15 protein-coding genes are annotated in these 17,094 nt (G+C 71.3%); 11 read left to right on the top strand and 4 right to left on the bottom strand.

The window, feature by feature from the left end; all coding sequences use genetic code 11:
• The first annotated feature begins 88 nt into the window (after positions 1 to 88).
• The gene (locus tag GA0070612_RS03490; protein WP_088986602.1) at positions 89 to 937 is read left to right on the top strand and encodes an MBL fold metallo-hydrolase; all 849 of its coding nucleotides are present in this window, start codon (positions 89 to 91) and stop codon (positions 935 to 937) included.
• Between the two features lie 4 nt (positions 938 to 941).
• Complete coding sequence (locus tag GA0070612_RS03485) at positions 942 to 1,601, top strand: CGNR zinc finger domain-containing protein (RefSeq protein ID WP_088986601.1); 660 nt, start codon at positions 942 to 944, stop codon at positions 1,599 to 1,601.
• A gap of 3 nt (positions 1,602 to 1,604) precedes the next feature.
• On the opposite strand, the gene GA0070612_RS03480 is transcribed toward GA0070612_RS03485, so the two are convergent.
• Positions 1,605 to 2,417 (bottom strand): zf-HC2 domain-containing protein, encoded by an 813-nt coding sequence (locus GA0070612_RS03480; RefSeq protein ID WP_088991243.1) that lies wholly within the window; start codon positions 2,415 to 2,417, stop codon positions 1,605 to 1,607.
• A 72-nt stretch (positions 2,418 to 2,489) separates the two neighbouring features.
• Here GA0070612_RS03480 and GA0070612_RS03475 point away from each other — a divergent pair, with 72 nt between their 5' ends.
• From GA0070612_RS03475 to GA0070612_RS03440, 8 genes are all read left to right on the top strand, one after another.
• A complete protein-coding gene (locus GA0070612_RS03475; RefSeq protein WP_088986600.1) occupies positions 2,490 to 3,530 on the top strand; it encodes a TRM11 family SAM-dependent methyltransferase in 1,041 nt (346 codons plus the stop codon).
• A 432-nt stretch (positions 3,531 to 3,962) separates the two neighbouring features.
• A complete protein-coding gene (gene kdpF, locus GA0070612_RS03470; protein ID WP_036390805.1) occupies positions 3,963 to 4,052 on the top strand; it encodes a K(+)-transporting ATPase subunit F in 90 nt (29 codons plus the stop codon).
• A complete protein-coding gene (gene kdpA / locus GA0070612_RS03465; protein ID WP_088986599.1) occupies positions 4,052 to 5,707 on the top strand; it encodes a potassium-transporting ATPase subunit KdpA in 1,656 nt (551 codons plus the stop codon). The genes kdpF and kdpA overlap by 1 nt, the downstream gene beginning before the upstream one ends.
• A gap of 20 nt (positions 5,708 to 5,727) precedes the next feature.
• Positions 5,728 to 7,902: a potassium-transporting ATPase subunit KdpB gene (kdpB, locus tag GA0070612_RS03460; RefSeq protein ID WP_088986598.1), complete on the top strand. Its 2,175-nt coding sequence runs from the start codon at positions 5,728 to 5,730 to the stop codon at positions 7,900 to 7,902.
• Positions 7,902 to 8,783, top strand: a complete 882-nt coding sequence (locus GA0070612_RS03455) for a potassium-transporting ATPase subunit C (RefSeq protein WP_088986597.1) — start codon at positions 7,902 to 7,904, stop codon at positions 8,781 to 8,783. Before kdpB ends, GA0070612_RS03455 begins: the two co-directional genes overlap by 1 nt.
• A gap of 71 nt (positions 8,784 to 8,854) precedes the next feature.
• Complete coding sequence (locus GA0070612_RS03450; RefSeq protein ID WP_088986596.1) at positions 8,855 to 11,404, top strand: DUF4118 domain-containing protein; 2,550 nt, start codon at positions 8,855 to 8,857, stop codon at positions 11,402 to 11,404.
• Complete coding sequence (locus GA0070612_RS03445; RefSeq protein ID WP_088986595.1) at positions 11,401 to 12,081, top strand: response regulator; 681 nt, start codon at positions 11,401 to 11,403, stop codon at positions 12,079 to 12,081. The genes GA0070612_RS03450 and GA0070612_RS03445 overlap by 4 nt, the downstream gene beginning before the upstream one ends.
• Before the next feature lie 99 nt (positions 12,082 to 12,180).
• Positions 12,181 to 14,190: an FAD-dependent oxidoreductase gene (locus tag GA0070612_RS03440; RefSeq protein ID WP_197699301.1), complete on the top strand. Its 2,010-nt coding sequence runs from the start codon at positions 12,181 to 12,183 to the stop codon at positions 14,188 to 14,190.
• Here the strand turns inward: GA0070612_RS03440 and GA0070612_RS03435 are convergent.
• Positions 14,091 to 14,537 carry an SAV_915 family protein gene (locus tag GA0070612_RS03435; RefSeq protein WP_157742416.1) on the bottom strand — a complete coding sequence of 149 codons (447 nt, stop codon included), beginning with the start codon at positions 14,535 to 14,537 and terminating at the stop codon, positions 14,091 to 14,093. The genes GA0070612_RS03440 and GA0070612_RS03435 overlap by 100 nt on opposite strands.
• Before the next feature lie 41 nt (positions 14,538 to 14,578).
• Entirely contained in the window at positions 14,579 to 14,971 is a 393-nt protein-coding gene (locus GA0070612_RS03430) for a hypothetical protein (protein WP_157742415.1), read from the bottom strand.
• Positions 14,972 to 15,134: 163 nt separating this feature from the next.
• Between GA0070612_RS03430 and GA0070612_RS03425 the strand changes: the two genes are divergently transcribed.
• On the top strand, positions 15,135 to 15,890 hold the full coding sequence (locus GA0070612_RS03425; RefSeq protein ID WP_088991241.1) for a dienelactone hydrolase family protein: 756 nt from the start codon (positions 15,135 to 15,137) through the stop codon (positions 15,888 to 15,890).
• A 2-nt stretch (positions 15,891 to 15,892) separates the two neighbouring features.
• Here the strand turns inward: GA0070612_RS03425 and GA0070612_RS03420 are convergent, their stop codons facing one another.
• Entirely contained in the window at positions 15,893 to 16,996 is a 1,104-nt protein-coding gene (locus tag GA0070612_RS03420; protein ID WP_088986592.1) for an L-dopachrome tautomerase-related protein, read from the bottom strand.
• Positions 16,997 to 17,094: the final 98 nt, after the last annotated feature.

Below are 17,094 nucleotides of genomic sequence, written 5' to 3'. Positions count from 1 at the left end.
GGTGAAATAGGCATAGCGGTTACGGTTATTTCATCGTGCGACGGGTACTCACCCCGCGAACCCGTCGTGGCGTCGCCGAGGAGGAGACATGTCCACATCTGCCCTGTCCTACGAGGTATTCGTCTCAGACGGTCCGATGCGAGCCGGTGATCAGCGCATGCCGGATGGGTCTCGGCTCCACTGGAGTCCGGTCGCGTCCACGTTGATCTTCGGGACCGAGGAGGCGCTTCTCGTGGACCCACCCTTCACCCACGAGCAGATCGCGGAGGTGGGCGACTGGATCGCCCAGTCGGGTAGGCGGCTGACGTACATCTACGCCACCCACGGGCACGGCGACCACTGGTTCGGCGCGGCTGAGCTGGTCAAGCGCTTCCCCGGTGCCGTCATCTACGCGACGCCCGGCACCATCGAGGTCATGCACCAGCAGGCCACGGTTGGTCGGAGCCAACTGTTCGACCAGATCTTCCCCGGCCTGATCCCGGAGACGTCGGTCGACGCGGTGCCCGTGCCGGCCGAAGGGTTCCTGCTGGAGGGCAATCTCATCCAGCCCGTCGAGACCGGGCACACCGACACCGACCGGACCACAGTGCTGCACGTCCCGTCGATCGGCCTGGTGGTCGCCGGTGACGTCGTCTACAACGGGGTTCACCAGTACATCTCGGAAACCGTCAACGGGGGCCTGCGGCAGTGGCTCGACGCCCTCGATCGCGTCGAGGCGCTCGCGCCCCGCGCCGTCGTCGCCAGCCACAAGAACCGGGACCTCCCCGACGACCCCGCCAGCATCGACCAGACCCGGCAGTACCTGCTGAACGTGGAGCGGCTGTTGGCCGAGAAGCAGACCGCTCGCGAGTTCTTCGACGAGATGGTGCGACTCTATCCAGACTGGCTCAATCCGGGGCCGGTGTGGTACGGGGCGCTCGCCCTGCTCGGGAAGTGAGCTGATGGTGCCCTCGATCCCCGGCCACCCGGCGGATGTGGTGGTCGGGTCGTGGCCCGCCACCGCGCGGTACGACCTGGACGCGGCCCCGGGCGGCCTCGGGCTCGTGCAGGATCTGCTCAACACGATCTCGGCCGGTACGCCACGGCAACCGGACCTCCTGGACGATCCGGGCAGCGCCACGGAGTGGGCGAGACTGGCCGTCGCGCAGTGGTCGGCGGCCACCGGGCGGCCGGCGCCCGACATCCCGCTCGATCCGGCAGGACTCCAGGCGCTGCGGATCTTCCGCGAGGAGTTGCTGGACGGGATCGACAAGAGGTTGAGCCGCACGCCGGACCTCGGGCAATCCGCCGACGCGTCGGATGGGATCCCGGCCGGATCCCGCACCACCGAGGCCACACTCCGACTCGATCGGGACGGGTCCGTCCACCTCGACCCGGCCGGGGCCGGGGCCGATCTGCTGATCTCACTCATCCTCGCCGGGCTGTTCGAGGCGCAGATCGCCGACGTCGGGCGGCGGATCAAGACCTGCCGGAACCCCCGCTGTCGGGTGGCGTTCTACGACCGCTCACGCAACAACAGCGGTGTCTGGCACTCCGTACGCGTCTGCGGGCACCCGACCAACCTGCGCGCCCACCGCGCGCGCCAACGACAGGCGGACTGACGATCAGGCGGCCCGCCGCTCGTCGCCCTGGCCGGTGCGGTGCCGGCCGCTGTGCGCTGCCGGGGCGGCGTACCGGTCGGCCGCCTGGGCCGGATACGACTCGGGGCGCACCACCCGTAGCGGACGCTCCACCTCGTCCGTGCCGAACCGCCAGCGTGACGGCGTCGGCTGCCGCTGCGGCGCGGGCCCACCGGGGCGCAGGCCGGGCCGGGACAGCAGCACGGTGATCAGGTAGCCGACCACCAGGAAGCCGTGGCTGACCAGTCGTTCCCCGCCCACCGAACCGACGGCCAGGTCGTTGACCGAGAGCAGCAGCAGCGTGCCGACGAACGCGCTGAGCATCGGCAGGAGCCCGGCCGGCGGGGTGCGGCGTACCGCCACGAAGAGGAAGCCGGCGCCGACCGCCACGTTCCAGGCGGCCGACTCGTGCCACAGGTGCTGGCCGGTGGGGTGCAGGTGGTCGGTGGTCGCGCCCCGGGCCACCTGGGCCAGGCCGAGTACCAACTGCACCGCGCCGAGCAGGCCGAGCGCCGCGCGTAGCCCGGCGACCAGGGGGCCACGCCCGGCCAGGCGCCGCCACCACGACCGCCGGGGCGGCGGGGCCGTCGCGGTGGCGGCCAGGATCGCCGCGGTCCGGTCGGGTACGTCGGTGACCAAACGGGTACGAACTCGACGCGTCACCGCAGCCGCCGCCGTGAACCAGGCCCGGCAATCGGCACACCCGTCAAGGTGCCCCTGCGCCGCCGCCCGTTCGGCGGCGGTCTCCTCCCCGTCCAACTGCGCGGACAGGACCTCCCGCCACTGCTCACACCCCATGTATCGGTAGTCGCTCCGACAGCCGCTCCGGTTCCCGGTGACCGTCACCCGTTGTGGAATACTCGCCGGACCATGACGCGCTACGGCCTGCTGATCCTGCCCGCCACCAATCGGGTGTACGCCCGCTCCGCCGTCGACCTCACCCGAGCCGAGCTGGAGATCTTCGGCGGCTCGGCGCTCGACGGTCGCATCGGCGACCTGGACACCGAGGTGGTGGGTGGCGCGTCCTACGTCACGTTCACCGGCGACGGGCTGACCGAGCGTGATCTTGCCGTCCTGGGCAATCTCTCCGCCGGGTACGCGCTGTTCGAGATCGTCGGCGAGTTGCTGCGTCCGGTCGAGTGGAGCCGGCTGGACCGCTACGACGACGACCTGCTCACCATCCAGAAGTACCCGGGCAAGACCAACGAGCAGTTCACCAAGCTGCTGCTCAACGTCACACTGCTCGCCTCGGACTGGGCCACCGAGATGACCAGCCGGCGGTTCCGGGTGCTCGACCCGCTCTGCGGCCGGGGCACCACGCTCAACCAGGCGCTGATGTACGGCTTCGACGCCGCCGGGATCGAGCGCGACCAGAAGGACGTCGAGGCGTACCGGGCGTTCGTCACCACCTGGCTGAAGCAGAAGCGGCTCAAGCACCGGGTGCTGGAGTCGGGGCCGGTGCGCCGCGAGCGCAAGGTGGTCGGCCGACGGGTGCGGATCGAGCTGGCGCCGACCCGCGAGGAGCACAAGGCCGGCCAGGTGCAGTTGCTGGACGTGGTGAACGCCGACACCGCCCGGTCGGCGGAGTTCTTCCGCCTGGAGACCGTCGACCTGGTCGTCGCCGACGCGCCGTACGGCGTACAGCACGGCAGTCGTACCGCCGATCAGGGTTTGTCGCGCGACCCGCTGGCGCTGCTCGCGGACGCCGCGCCGGTCTGGGCGCGGTTGCTGCGCCCCGGCGGTGCGCTCGGTATTTCCTGGAACACCCATGTCGCCAGCCGCGACGACGCGGCGGCCGCGCTGGCCGACGCGGGCCTGACCGTGGTGGACGACGAGCCCTACCGGGCGCTGCGGCACCGGGTGGACCAGTCGATCATGCGAGACGTTCTGGTGGCCCGCCGCCCGGTCTGAACGGGCTCGCACCTCCGCTTTCGCCGCGCCCTGCGCCACCCCATCCGGTCGCGCACGTCTCCCGCATGTCCTTTGCTCTGCACCCGCGGAGGCACCAGCTACAGACCGTGAGCGTCGCCTCCGCGGGTGCAGAGCAAAGGGCGGACAACCAGTCCTGACCCCGCCGGCCGCGCGGGGGTTCTGTGCCCCATTTCACCTGTTCAAGGTGCGGGTGTGAAAACCACGTCAAGAAAAGGTTCGCCGCCGTCATGGTCGCGTTATGACCCCTGCCATCGGACGCGCACTCGGGCTTTGCTTGCCCGGCGCGATCGGAAGGCGGTCGCGACGAACCTTTCCGCTATGAGGAGTCAGCGTGTCTGACGTGGTGTTCGTGGTCCTGACGGTGGCGCTGTTCGCAGCGCTCGCCCTGGTGGTCCGGGCGGTGGAGAAGCTGTGAACGCGGTCAACGCCGTCGGTCTGGTGCTCGCGATCGTCCTGGGCGCGTTCCTGGTGTTCGCCCTGCTGTTCCCGGAGCGGTTCTGATGAGCATGACAACAGCGGGCGTCATCTTCGTGCTGGCGCTGGTGGCGGCCCTCGTCGCCGTCTACAAGCCGTTCGGCGACTACATGTTCCGGGCGGTCTCCGGCACCCGACAGTCGCGGGTCGAGCGGGGCATCTACCGACTCGTCGGGGTCAACCCGGCCGCCGAGCAGACCTGGGGCGTCTACGCCCGCAGCGTGCTGGCGTTCTCCGCGGTCTCGATCCTGTTCCTGTACCTGTTCCAGCGGGTGCAGAACCACCTGTGGCTGTCGCTGGGCTTCGACCCGGTGGTGCCGCACGGGGCGTGGAACACGGCGGTGTCGTTCGTGACGAACACCAACTGGCAGTCGTACTCGGGTGAGTCGACAATGGGTCACCTGGTGCAGATGGCCGGCCTGGCCGTGCAGAACTTCGTGTCGGCGGCGGTCGGCATCGCGGTGGCTGTCGCGCTGGTGCGCGGCTTCGCCCGCAGCCGCACCGGGCAGCTCGGCAACTTCTGGGTCGACCTGACCCGGATCGTGCTGCGGATCCTGCTGCCGATCGCGGTGCTCGGCGCCATCGCGTTGATGATCGGCGGGGCGGTGCAGAACCTCTCCGGCGGCACCGACGTGACCACGCTGACCGGCGGCACCCAGACCATCACCGGTGGTCCGGTCGCCAGCCAGGAAGTGATCAAGGAGCTGGGCACCAACGGCGGCGGCTTCTACAACGTCAACAGCGCGCACCCGTTCGAGAACCCCACCGCCTGGACGAACTGGCTGGAGATCTTCCTGATCTTCCTCATTCCGTTCAGCCTGCCCCGGGTCTTCGGTCGGATGGTCGGGCAGAACCGGCAGGGCTACGCCATCGCCGCGGTGATGGGCATCCTCGCGTTCGCCAGCGTCGCCATCACCACCATCTTCGAGGTGGCCGGCCACGGCACGGTGCCGCAGGCGGTCGGCGCGGCGCTGGAGGGTAAGGAGGTGCGGTTCGACGTGTCGAACTCGGCCACCTTCGCCGCCGCCACCACCCTCACCTCGACCGGTGCGGTGAACTCCTTCCACGACTCGTTCACCTCGCTCGGCGGCATGATGACCATGGTCAACATGATGCTCGGCGAGGTCGCGCCGGGCGGCACCGGTGCCGGGCTGTACGGCCTGCTGATCCTCGCGGTGATCACGGTCTTCGTGGCCGGCCTGATGGTGGGCCGCACGCCGGAGTACCTGGGCAAGAAGATCGGGTCGCGCGAGATCAAGTTCGCCTCGCTCTACTTCCTGATCACGCCGATCCTGGTGCTGGTTGGCACGGCCGCCGCGTTCGCCACCGGCAACAACTCGACGGCGCTCAACGCCGGCCCGCACGGCCTCTCCGAGGTGCTGTACGCGTTCACCTCGGCCAGCAACAACAACGGCTCCGCCTTCGGTGGCATCACCGTCAACACCACCTGGTGGGACACCGCGCTGGGGTTGTGCATGCTGCTGGGCCGTTTCCTGCCGCTCATCTTCGTGCTCGCGTTGGCCGGCTCGCTGGCCCGCCAGGCACCCACCCCCGCGTCCGAGGGCACCCTGCCGACCCACCGACCCCTGTTCATCGGGATGGTCGTCGGCGTCACGGTGGTCCTGGTCGCGCTGACCTTCCTGCCCGCGCTCGCGCTCGGCCCGCTGGCAGAGGGGCTCTGACCATCATGAGGAACGAGGACATGTCCGTGACATCCGGGCAGCTCGCCACCGGCGCCAACCGGCTCGGCGGGGGCCTGCTCGACCCGAAGCAGCTCATCCGGTCCCTGCCGGACGCGGTGCGCAAGCTCAACCCGACAACGCTCTGGCGTAACCCGGTGATGTTGATCGTGGAGGTCGGCGCGGCCTTCACCACCGTCCTGGCGGTGACCGACCCGTCGGTGTTCGCCTGGGCGATCACCATCTGGCTCTGGCTGACAGTGATCTTCGCCAACCTGGCCGAGGCGGTCGCCGAGGGTCGGGGCAAGGCCCAGGCCGCGACGCTGCGGCAGGCCAAGAAGGACACCATCGCCACCCGGCTGATCGACTGGAAGCCGGGCGCACGGGCCAACACCTACCGTGACGAGGCGGTGCCCGCGCCCGAGCTGCGGCAGGGCGACATCGTGCTGGTCGAGGCGGGCGGCATCATCCCCGGCGACGGGGACATCGTCGAGGGCATCGCCAGCGTCGACGAGTCGGCCATCACCGGTGAGTCGGCCCCGGTCATCCGGGAGTCCGGCGGCGACCGCAGCGCGGTCACCGGTGGCACCAAGGTGCTCTCCGACCAGATCATCGTGAAGATCACCCAGAAGCCGGGGGAGAGCTTCATCGACCGGATGATCGCCCTGGTCGAGGGTGCCAACCGGCAGAAGACACCGAACGAGATCGCGCTGAACATCCTGCTCGCCGCGCTCACGATCATCTTCCTGCTGGCCGTGGTCACCCTCCAGCCGCTGGCCATCTTCTCCAAGGCGTACCAGGCGGCGGCGCCGGACAGCGGGGCGATCACCGGCTCCGGCGTGACCGGCGTCGTGCTGGTCTCGCTGCTGGTCTGCCTGATCCCCACCACCATCGGCGCGCTGCTGTCGGCCATCGGCATCGCCGGCATGGACCGCCTGGTCCAGCGCAACGTGCTGGCCATGAGCGGCCGGGCCGTCGAGGCGGCCGGTGACGTCAACACCCTGCTGCTGGACAAGACCGGCACCATCACCCTGGGCAACCGGCAGGCCGCCGAGTTCGTCCCGGTCGAGGGGGTCGACGCCGCGACGGTGGCCGACGCCGCGCAGCTGTCCAGCCTGGCCGACGAGACCCCGGAGGGGCGCTCGGTGGTCGTCCTGGCGAAGAACGAGTTCGGGCTGCGCGAGCGCGAGCCCGGCGTCATGCCGCACGCCACCTTCGTACCGTTCACCGCGCAGACCCGGATGAGCGGCGTCGACCTCACCCCGGACGCCAGCGTGGACGGCGGCGCGGTGGGCACGGCCCGCCGGGTCCGCAAGGGGGCCGCCGCCGCGGTGATGAAGTGGGTACGCGAGAACGGCGGTCACCCGACCGAGCAGGTCGGCGAGATCGTGGACGCGATCAGCGGCACCGGCGGCACCCCGCTCGTCGTCGCCGAGCACGTCGACGGTCAACCCGCCCGCGCCCTGGGCGTCATCCACCTCAAGGACGTCGTCAAGTCCGGCATGCGCGAGCGGTTCGACGAGATGCGCCGGATGGGCATCCGGACCGTGATGATCACGGGCGACAACCCGCGTACCGCGAAGGCGATCGCCGACGAGGCCGGGGTGGACGACTTCCTGGCCGAGGCGACGCCGGAGGACAAGCTCGCGCTGATCAAGCGGGAGCAGGAGGGCGGCCGGCTGGTGGCGATGACCGGTGACGGCACCAACGACGCCCCGGCGCTCGCCCAGGCCGACGTCGGCGTGGCCATGAACACCGGCACGTCGGCCGCCAAGGAGGCCGGCAACATGGTCGACCTCGACTCCGACCCGACCAAGCTGATCGAGATCGTCGAGATCGGCAAGCAGTTGCTGATCACCCGCGGGGCGCTGACCACGTTCAGCATCTCCAACGACATCGCGAAGTACTTCGCGATCATCCCGGCCATGTTCGCCGGCCTCTACCCGAGCCTGGACGCGCTGAACATCATGCGGCTGGCCAGCCCGGAGTCGGCGATCCTGTCCGCCGTCATCTTCAACGCCCTGGTGATCATCGCGCTGATCCCGCTCGCCCTGCGCGGCGTGCGGTACCGGCCGGCCGCCGCGTCGAAGCTGCTCAGCCGCAACCTGCTGGTGTACGGACTCGGCGGCATCGTCGTGCCGTTCATCGGGATCAAGCTCATCGACCTGCTCATCCAGTTCATCCCGGGGATTTCGTGATGCGCCTACCCACCTGGATCGCCCAACACCTCGCCGCCCTGCGCGCCGTCCTCGTCTTCACGGTGCTGCTCGGCCTGGTCTACCCGCTGGCCCTGGTAGCGCTCGGCCACCTGCCCGGCCTCAACCACAAGGCCGACGGCTCGCTGATCACCGTGGGCGGCGCCACCGTCGGCAGTTCGCTGATCGGCCAGTCCTTCACCGACGCGGACGGCAACCCCGTCGCCCGCTACTTCCAGTCCCGCCCCTCCGCCGCCGGCGACGGCTACGACCCGAGGGCCACCTCGGCGAGCAACCTGGGCCCGGAGAGCGTTGTCGACACCATCTCCAGCGACCCGGAGGAGTCCAGCGAGAGCCTGCTCACCCAGGTGTGCGGGCGCAGCAAGGCCGTCGGTGAGCTGAACGGCGTCGACGGGCGACGCCCCTTCTGCACCGACGACGGGGTGGGCGCCGTGCTCGCGGTCTTCCGCGCCGACGGGCTGACCGGCACTGTCACCCGGGTGGTCAGCGTCAACCAGACCGCCCCGGCGACGCCGTTCGTCAGCTCGTACCAGGGAGTCACTGTGGAGCTGGCCCAGCCCGGCGAGGACTACGTGGCGGCCGGCGGGGTGGTCACCCCGATCCGGGGCGACGCGCCGGCCGACCCGGCGGTGCCCGCCGACGCGGTCACCGCCAGCGCCAGCGGCCTCGACCCGCAGATCAGCCCGGCGTACGCCGAGTTGCAGGTGAACCGGGTCGCCCGGGAGCGCGGCGCGGACCCGGCGGCGGTCCGCAAGCTGGTGCGGGAGCACACCGACGGGCGGGCGCTCGGCTTCATGGGTGAGCCCGGCGTCAACGTGCTGGAACTCAACCTCGCCCTCGACAGGCAGTTCGCCGCGCGCTGAGCACACCGCAGGCGGGGCCGTGTCCACCGGGCACGGCCCGGCCCGCCGATCTGACCAGGGAGAATGTCCCCGTGCCACGCGGAGAACTGCGCATCTATCTCGGAGCCGCCCCCGGCGTCGGCAAGACGTACGCCATGCTGGAGGAGGCCCAGCGGCGGGCCGCGCGCGGCACCGACGTGGTGATCGGCTTCGTGGAGACCCACGGCCGCCAGCACACCGCCGCGATGCTCGGTGAGCTGGAGCAGGTGCCCCGCCGGGCGATGGAGTACCGGGGCGTCGAGTTCACCGAGATGGACCTGGACGCGGTGCTGGCCCGCCGGCCGGAGATCGCGGTGGTGGACGAGCTGGCGCACACCAACGTGCCCGGTTCCCGCCACGACAAGCGCTGGCAGGACGTCCAGGAGCTGCTCGACGCGGGGATCGACGTGCTGTCCACGGTCAACGTGCAGCACCTGGAGTCGGTGAACGACGTCGTCGCGCAGATCACCGGCACCACCCAGCGGGAGACCGTGCCGGACGAGATCGTCCGCGCCGCCGAGCAGGTCGAGCTTGTCGACATGACCCCCGAGGCGCTGCGTCGGCGAATGGCGCACGGCAACATCTACCGGCCCGACAAGATCGACGCCGCGCTGGGCAACTACTTCCGGGTCGGCAACCTCACCGCGCTGCGCGAGCTGGCGCTGCTCTGGCTGGCCGACAAGGTCGACGAGCAGCTCGACCGCTACCGCAGCCAGCAGGGCATCGCGGCCACCTGGGAGGCCCGGGAACGGGTCGTGGTGGCGCTGACCGGCGGCCCGGAGGGCGAGACGTTGATCCGGCGCGCGGCCCGGGTGGCGGCCCGCAGCAAGGGCGCCGACCTGCTCGCCGTGCACGTGGCCCGCAGTGACGGCCTGGCCGGGGCCGACCCGGCCCAGCTGGCCCGGCAGCGGGTGCTGGTGGAGAGCCTGGGCGGCACGTACCACCAGGTGCTCGGCACCGACGTGCCGGCCGCGCTGCTCGACTTCGCCCAGGGGGTGAACGCCACCCAGCTAGTGCTCGGCGCCAGCCGCCGGGGCCGCCTCGCGCAGATCTTCGCCCGGGGTGTCGGGGTGACCACCACCGCGCTCTCCGGATCGATCGACGTGCACCTGGTCACCCACAAGCAGGCCGGCAAGGGCCGTCGGGCGGCTGCGGTGCCGGCCGCGCTGTCCCGACGTCGACGGCTGCTCGGCTTCGCCCTGGCCGTGCTCGGCATGCCACTGCTCACCGTGCTGCTCAAGACACTGCCCGACCTGACCCTGACCAACGACATCCTGCTGTTCCTCGCCGGGGTCGTCGGGGTCGCGCTGGTCGGCGGCGTGTGGCCGGCCCTGGTCGCCGCTCTCGGCGGCTCGCTGCTGCTCAACTGGTTCTTCACCCCGCCGTTCCGCACGTTGACCATCGCGGAGGCGGACAACCTGCTCGCCCTGGCCGTCTTCGTGGGGGTGGCGCTGGCGGTGAGCTGGGTCGTCGACGTGGCCGCCCGGCGTACCCGGGAAGCCGCCCGGGCCGCCGCCGACGCGCAGACCCTCGCCGCCGTCGCCGGTGGCGTGCTGCGCGGCGAGCGCCCGCTGCCCGCCCTGCTGGACCAGCTCCGGGAGACGTTCGGGCTGCGCGCCGTGAGCGTGCTGGAGCTGGCCGAGGAGGCCGGTGGACGCCCGGACCGGGCCCGCGAGGAGCACGCCTGGCACGTCGTGGCCAGCGTCGGTGAGGGCCCGCCCTGCACCCCGGAAGGCGGTGAGACGGCGGTGCCGGTCGACGAGCGGATCACGGTGGTGCTCAGCGGCCGACGGTTGGAGGCCGCCGACCGGCGGATCGTCGAGGCGTTCGCCGCCCAGGCCGCCGTCGCGCTCCGCCAGGAACGGCTCGCCCAGGAGGCCGCCACCGCCCGACCCCTCGCCGAGGCGGACCGGATGCGCACCGCGCTGCTCGCCGCGGTCAGCCACGACCTGCGTACGCCACTGGCGTCGGCTAAGGCAGCGGTGACCAGTCTGCGCAGCCACGACATCGAGTTCGACGAGTCCGACCGCGAGGAGTTGCTGGAGACCGCGGAGGAGTCGCTGGACCGGCTCGCCCGGCTGGTCGGCAACCTGCTCGACATGAGCCGCCTCCAGGCCGGTGTCCTGGGCATCTCGGCGACCGCTATCGGGCTGGAGGACGCCGTACCCCTGGCGCTCGACGAACTTGGCCCGGTGGCCGCGACCGTCGGCACGGACATCCCGGCCGACCTGCCGGCCGCCACCGCCGACCCGGGCCTGCTGGAACGGGTGCTGGTCAACATCGTCGCCAACGCGCTGCGCTACAGCCCGCCGGACCAGCCGCCGACGATCACCGCCAGCGCGCACGCCGGTCAGGTGGAGCTGCGGGTGATCGACCGGGGGCCGGGCATCCCGGAGGACCAGTGGGAGCACATCTTCCTGCCGTTCCAGCGCCTCGGTGACCGGGACAACCAGACCGGTGTCGGTCTCGGTCTTGCCCTGTCCCGGGGGTTGGCCGAGGCGATGGGTGGCAGCATCACCCCGGAGACCACCCCCGGCGGTGGGCTCACCATGGTGCTGCGGCTGCCGGCCGCACCGACCAGCTCGGAGGGGCCGCAGGAATGACGCGCATCCTGGTCGTCGACGACGAACCGCAGATCCTGCGGGCCCTGCGGATCAACCTGCGCGCCCGCCGCTATGACGTGGACGTCGCCGCGACCGGGGCCGCCGCGTTGAAGGCCGCCGCCGGCCACCCACCGGACCTGGTGGTGCTGGATCTGGGCCTGCCCGACATCGACGGGGTGGAGGTGATCCGGGGCCTGCGCGGGTGGACCAGCGTGCCGATCATCGTGCTCTCCGGCCGGGCCGGCAGCGAGGACAAGGTGGCGGCGCTGGACGCTGGTGCTGACGACTACGTCACCAAGCCGTTCGGGGTCGAGGAGTTGCTGGCCCGCATCCGCGCGGTGACCCGCCGCCTCGGCGCGCCCAGCGAGGCGGTGCCGGCGTTGCGGATCGGTCAGCACACCGTCGACCTGGCCGACCACAGCGTGCGCAGGGACGACGGCACCGAGGTCAAGCTGACCCCCATCCAGTGGAGCGTGCTGGAGAAGCTGCTGCGGCACCCCGGCAAGCTGGTCAGCCAACGGCAGCTCCTGCAGGACGTGTGGGGGCCGGAGTACCAGAACGAGACCAACTACCTGCGGCAGTACCTGGCCCAGCTGCGGCGCAAGCTGGAGGACGACCCGGCCCGCCCCCGGCACCTCATCACCGAGCCGGGAATGGGCTACCGCTACCGCCCCTGACCCGTTGACACCCGCCGGCAGAGATTGAAGAATTTCGACAGCAGCGGCAGCGGCGTGCTTCTGTAACCGTCCCCTCCGGTTACCCCCTGGGAGTGCGCCGTGTCAGTGCCCCTGTCCCGCCGTCGACTGCTGACCGCCGGCGGTGCCGGTCTCGTCCTGGCCGGTCTCTCCGACCCGTTCCGGGCCGGTCCCGCCCGAGCCGCCGTCACCACCGCCGACCTGGTCGTCTACGGCGCCACCTCCGGTGGGCTGGCCGCCGCGATCACCATGCGCCGACTCGGCCACACCGCCGTCGTGGTCGAGCCCACCAGCCACGTCGGCGGGTTGAGCACCGCCGGGCTCGGGGCCACCGACACCGGCGTCCAGGCGTCCATCGGCGGGCTGGCCGCCGAGTTCTACCGCCGGGTGTACGTGAAGTACCACGGCGGAACCCTCACACCGACGTCCCCGCTGCGGATGACCTTCGAACCGCGCGTCGCCACCGCCGTCTTCGCGGAGATGCTGGCCGAAGCAGGTGTTCCGGTGGTCGTCGACGCCCGGCTGGCCAGCCTCGGCCGCAGCGGCAACCGGATCACCGAGCTGCGCACCGAGGACGGTTCGGTCTACTCCGGCGGCGTGTTCGTCGACGCCACCTACGAGGGTGACCTGCTGGCCATGGCCGGGGTCGGGTTCACCGTCGGGCGGGAGTCCAACGACACCTACGGCGAGACGATCAACGGGGTGCAGTCCCGTAACACCCACCAGTTCGTCCACCCCGTCGACCCGTACGTGACGGCCGGCTCGCCGGCCAGCGGTCTGCTGCCGGGCATCTCCGCCACCCCACTCGCCCCGCAGGGCAGCGGCGACGACCGGATCCAGGCGTACTGCTTCCGGATGTGCCTCACCCAGGCGGCCAACCGCATTCCGTTCGGCAGGCCGTCCGACTACGACCCGATCCGGTACGAGCTGCTGCTGCGCCACATCCAGGCGGGCTACACCGGCCCGTACTTCACCACCCACTCGATCGGCGGTGGCAAGACCGACTCCAACAACAACGGCGCGGTCTCCACCGACCACATCGGCTTCAACCACGCGTACCCGACGGCGAGTTGGGCCGCCCGGGAGAGCATCATCGCCGAGCACCGCAGCTACCAGCAGGGGATGATGTGGTTCCTGGCCAACGACACACGGCTGCCCGCGTCGGTGCGGGAGTCGACCGCCCGGTGGGGGTTGCCGGTCGACGAGTTCACCGGCACCGGCGGCTGGCCGCCGCTGCTCTACATCCGCGAGGCCCGCCGGATGGTCTCCGCGTACGTGATGACCGAGGCCGACTGCCGGGGCCGGGTACGCGCCACCGACTCGGTCGGGCTGGCCAGCTACACGATGGACTCGCACAACTGTCAGCGCGTGGTGGTCGACGGGAAGGTCCGCAACGAGGGCGACGTGCAGATCGGGGTGCCGGCGCCGTACCCGGTGAGCTACCGGGCGATCGTTCCGCACCAGGCGCAGTGCGCCAACCTGCTGGTGCCGGTCTGCCTCTCGGCGAGCCACATCGCGTACGGGTCGATCCGGATGGAACCGGTGTTCATGATCCTCGGGCAGGCCGCCGCCACGGCCGCGTCGCTGGCGCTCGCCGGGAACGTCGCCGTGCAGGCCGTCTCCGTGCCCACCCTCCAGACGCGGCTGCGGCAGGACGGCGCGGTGCTGGAATGGGGCTCGTCCAGCGAGGTGATCCTGGACAACGCGGCGGCCGGCGGGATCACCCGGGCCGGTACGTGGCTGCGCAGCACCAGCATCGGCGGCTACTACGGCCCCGACTACGAGCACGACGGCAACACCGCCAAGGGCGTCAACCGACTGCGCTTCCGCCCGACGCTGCCCACCTCCGGATCGTGGACGGTGCACCTGCGCTGGACCGCCGACCCGAACCGGGCGAGCAACGTGCCGGTCGACATCGCGTACTCCGGCGGGCTGGCCACCCGGACGGTCGACCAGCGGCAGTCCGGGGGCCAGTGGGTGCCGCTGGGCACCTACCCGTTCACGGCCGGCACCGAGGGGAGCGTGCTGATCCGTACCGAGGACACCGACGGCCACGTCATCGCCGACGCGGTGCGCTTCGTCCGCGCCTGACTGATCGGGCCGGCGGCGGTCGTCGGGCGGGCGGCGGTCGTCGGGTCCAGCGGTGGTGCCACCAGCAACGGGTCGACCTGGATCACGTCGATGCCGAGCGGGCACAGCATGCCGCGCAGCGCCGACTCGCACAGCTCCTCCCACTGCTGGTCCGCGCCCATCGCGGTGACCAGCAGCTCGGGCCGGGTGAAGGCGATGCCCACCCGCTGCCCCTGCGGCGAACGGCCGGTCCGTACCGTCCGCACCATCCGTCCCGGCAGGTCACGCACCGGAACGGCGTAGATTGTCGGGCCCTCGTCCATGGTCGGGTGTGTCCTTTCCACACGTGCCGCCGAGGTGGCGGTCATCGGCTGAATCGTTCGAGGTCGCGGTTGGCCAACTGCGTGGCTCATGCGGCGGACCCCGCCCACTCCGGGGTACGCGCATCCGCCGGCGCGTGCAGGTCGAGCGCGCGCAGGATGTAGTTGGCCTCCGCCACCTCCACCCCGGCACGCAGGCGCAGGTCGGCCACGGCGCGGTGCAGCACCGTGACGCTGTCGGCGGCGAGGCGGATCACGGCGTCGACGTCGGCGGCGATCCACCACGCGTCGACAGCGCACGGTTCGTGCCGCAGGTACTCCACCAGGTGGCTGCCGGGCGCGGACCGGCCGAGCCGCACGCTGACCAGCGCCTCGTGCCGCCGCCGCGGTCCGTCCGCGCTGGGCGCGGGTTCACCGCTGTCGCCGTCGGTGCCGGGAGGCAGGTCTCCGCGTTCCCAGCGTGTCATCCGCCAAGGACTCATGGACCCATCGTCACCACCGAACGACGGCGAAGCGCCCGCCGATACGCCGTTGCGACGGGCCACCGCCATTTCTTGACGTCGCGTTCACGCGGCTGCCCGACGGGCACGCCGACACGACGAGTAGCGTTCTGGACAGACCAAGATCGGCGTACGAGGAGGCGTGGTGGAGACGACGACGGTGGACATCCCGACCGACGACGGGATCGCGGACGCGTCACTGACCCGACCGGACGGCGACGGGCCGTTCCCGGCGGTGTTGCTGTTCATGGACGCCTTCGGGCCGCGCCCCCGCCTGGTGGAGATGGCCGAGCGGATCGCCGAGCGCGGCTACCTGGTGCTGACTCCCCACCTCTTCTACCGGGCCGGCCGGGCACCCCTGTTCGACCTGTCCCGGCTCGGTGAGCCGGATCAGCGGGGCGCCCTGTTCGAGAAGATCATGCCGCTGATCGGCGCGCTGACCCCCGACGTGGTCAGCCGGGACACCGCCGCCTACCTCGACTTCCTGGCCGCCCGGGACGACGTCCGCTCGGGCCCGGTCGCGATCACCGGTTACTGCATGGGCGGCACGAACGCGTTGCGGGCCATCGAGGCGCACCCGGACCGCATCGCGGCGATCGCCAGCTTCCACGGCGGGCGGATCGTCACCGACGCGCCGGACAGCCCGCACCTGGGCGTCGGCTCGATCACCGGCGAGGTGTACTTCGGGCACGCTGATGCCGACCAGTCGATGACACCCGAGCAGATCGCCACGTTGGAGAAGGCGCTCGACGCCGCCGGGGTGCGCTACCGCTCCGAGGTGTACGAGGGCGCCCACCACGGTTACACGATGGCCGACACCCCGATGTACGACGAGAAGGCCACCGAGCGGCACTGGGTCGCCCTCTTCGACCTCCTGCACCGCACCCTGCCCGCCGCCTGAGGTCAGCGGCGCAGCAGCACCGGGCCGGCGTCGATGCGGGTACGGAACAGCGCGTACGGCTTGCGCCGCAGGTCCTGACCGCGCTGGTACTGCGGCTGCCGGTGCAGCTGGTTGGCCGTGACGTAGAGGTGCCCGTCGGTGGCGACCGACATGGTGTCCGGCCAGAGCAGTCGCGGATCGTGGACCAGCGTCTCGTACTCGCCGTCCGGCAGTCGGCGCAGCACCGCGTTGTGCTCGTACGAGGTCAGGTAGAGCCGCCCGGCGTCGTCGCTCTCCAACCCGTCCGAGGCGGTGCCCTTGTCGCCCTCGTCGACAACTGTCGCGGCGGCCGCCTCCTGGGTGACGCCCGGGTCGGCCAGCGCCTCGGTGGAGACGCTGTACCAGCGCCGGGACGTCAACGGGCAGTAGTAGAGCCGGCCGCCGTCGGCGGAGATCGCGATGCCGTCGGAGCCCATCCCCACCGGCTTCGGTGGCCCGTCCGCCGGCCGTTCGAGGAACGGTCGGCCCTCGACCACCGGCCGGAACGACGTCAGCGGCTCCGCCTTGGTGGACGGGTGGTCGTGCAGCCGCCGCCAGGACGCCCCGCTGGCCAGGTCGACCACGATGATCCCGTTCGGCCCGGAGAGTGCCGAGTCGGTGATGTACGCGACGCCGGCCTCGCCGCGGCGCAGGTCGAAGCGGACGTCGTTGAGGTACGTCGTCGGCAGCGCCACGTCCGCCGGGAACGTGATCACCTGGCCGACCGTGTCGGTGTCCAGGTCGACCCGGACCAGCTTCGGGCCGCCCGGTTTGGTGGGCCGGAACATCGGGCTGCCGGTGTCCAGAACCCAGAGCCGGTCGGCCGGATCGACCACGATGCTCTGCACCGACACGAACGCGCCCGCGTCGTCGTCGCCGGACGGGTCGTTCCACGCCTGGTCGGGGTAGGGCACCTCCTGACCGTCGCGCAGTTCGACGACTGTCGCCGGCACCTCGTCGCCCCATTTGGGGAAGTTGACGAAGATCCGACCGGAGTGCGAGACGCTCACTCCGGTCGGCATCGGGCCGGTGAAGGTGTGCACCAGCTCCAACTCGCCCACCGGCTCGTCGCCGACCGGCCCACTCATGACGCCCGCCCCACGGTGCTCATCGCCCGCCCCCTGCCGATCCGCCGGATGTCCGCTCCACTGCTGCTATTCCCGCCCGGACGTCCGGTATGCGTGGC

Origin of the sequence: Micromonospora chokoriensis, assembly GCF_900091505.1 — a bacterium.
Classification (GTDB): Bacteria; Actinomycetota; Actinomycetes; order Mycobacteriales; family Micromonosporaceae; genus Micromonospora; species Micromonospora chokoriensis.
This window is presented reverse-complemented; position numbering and strand designations above follow the sequence as displayed.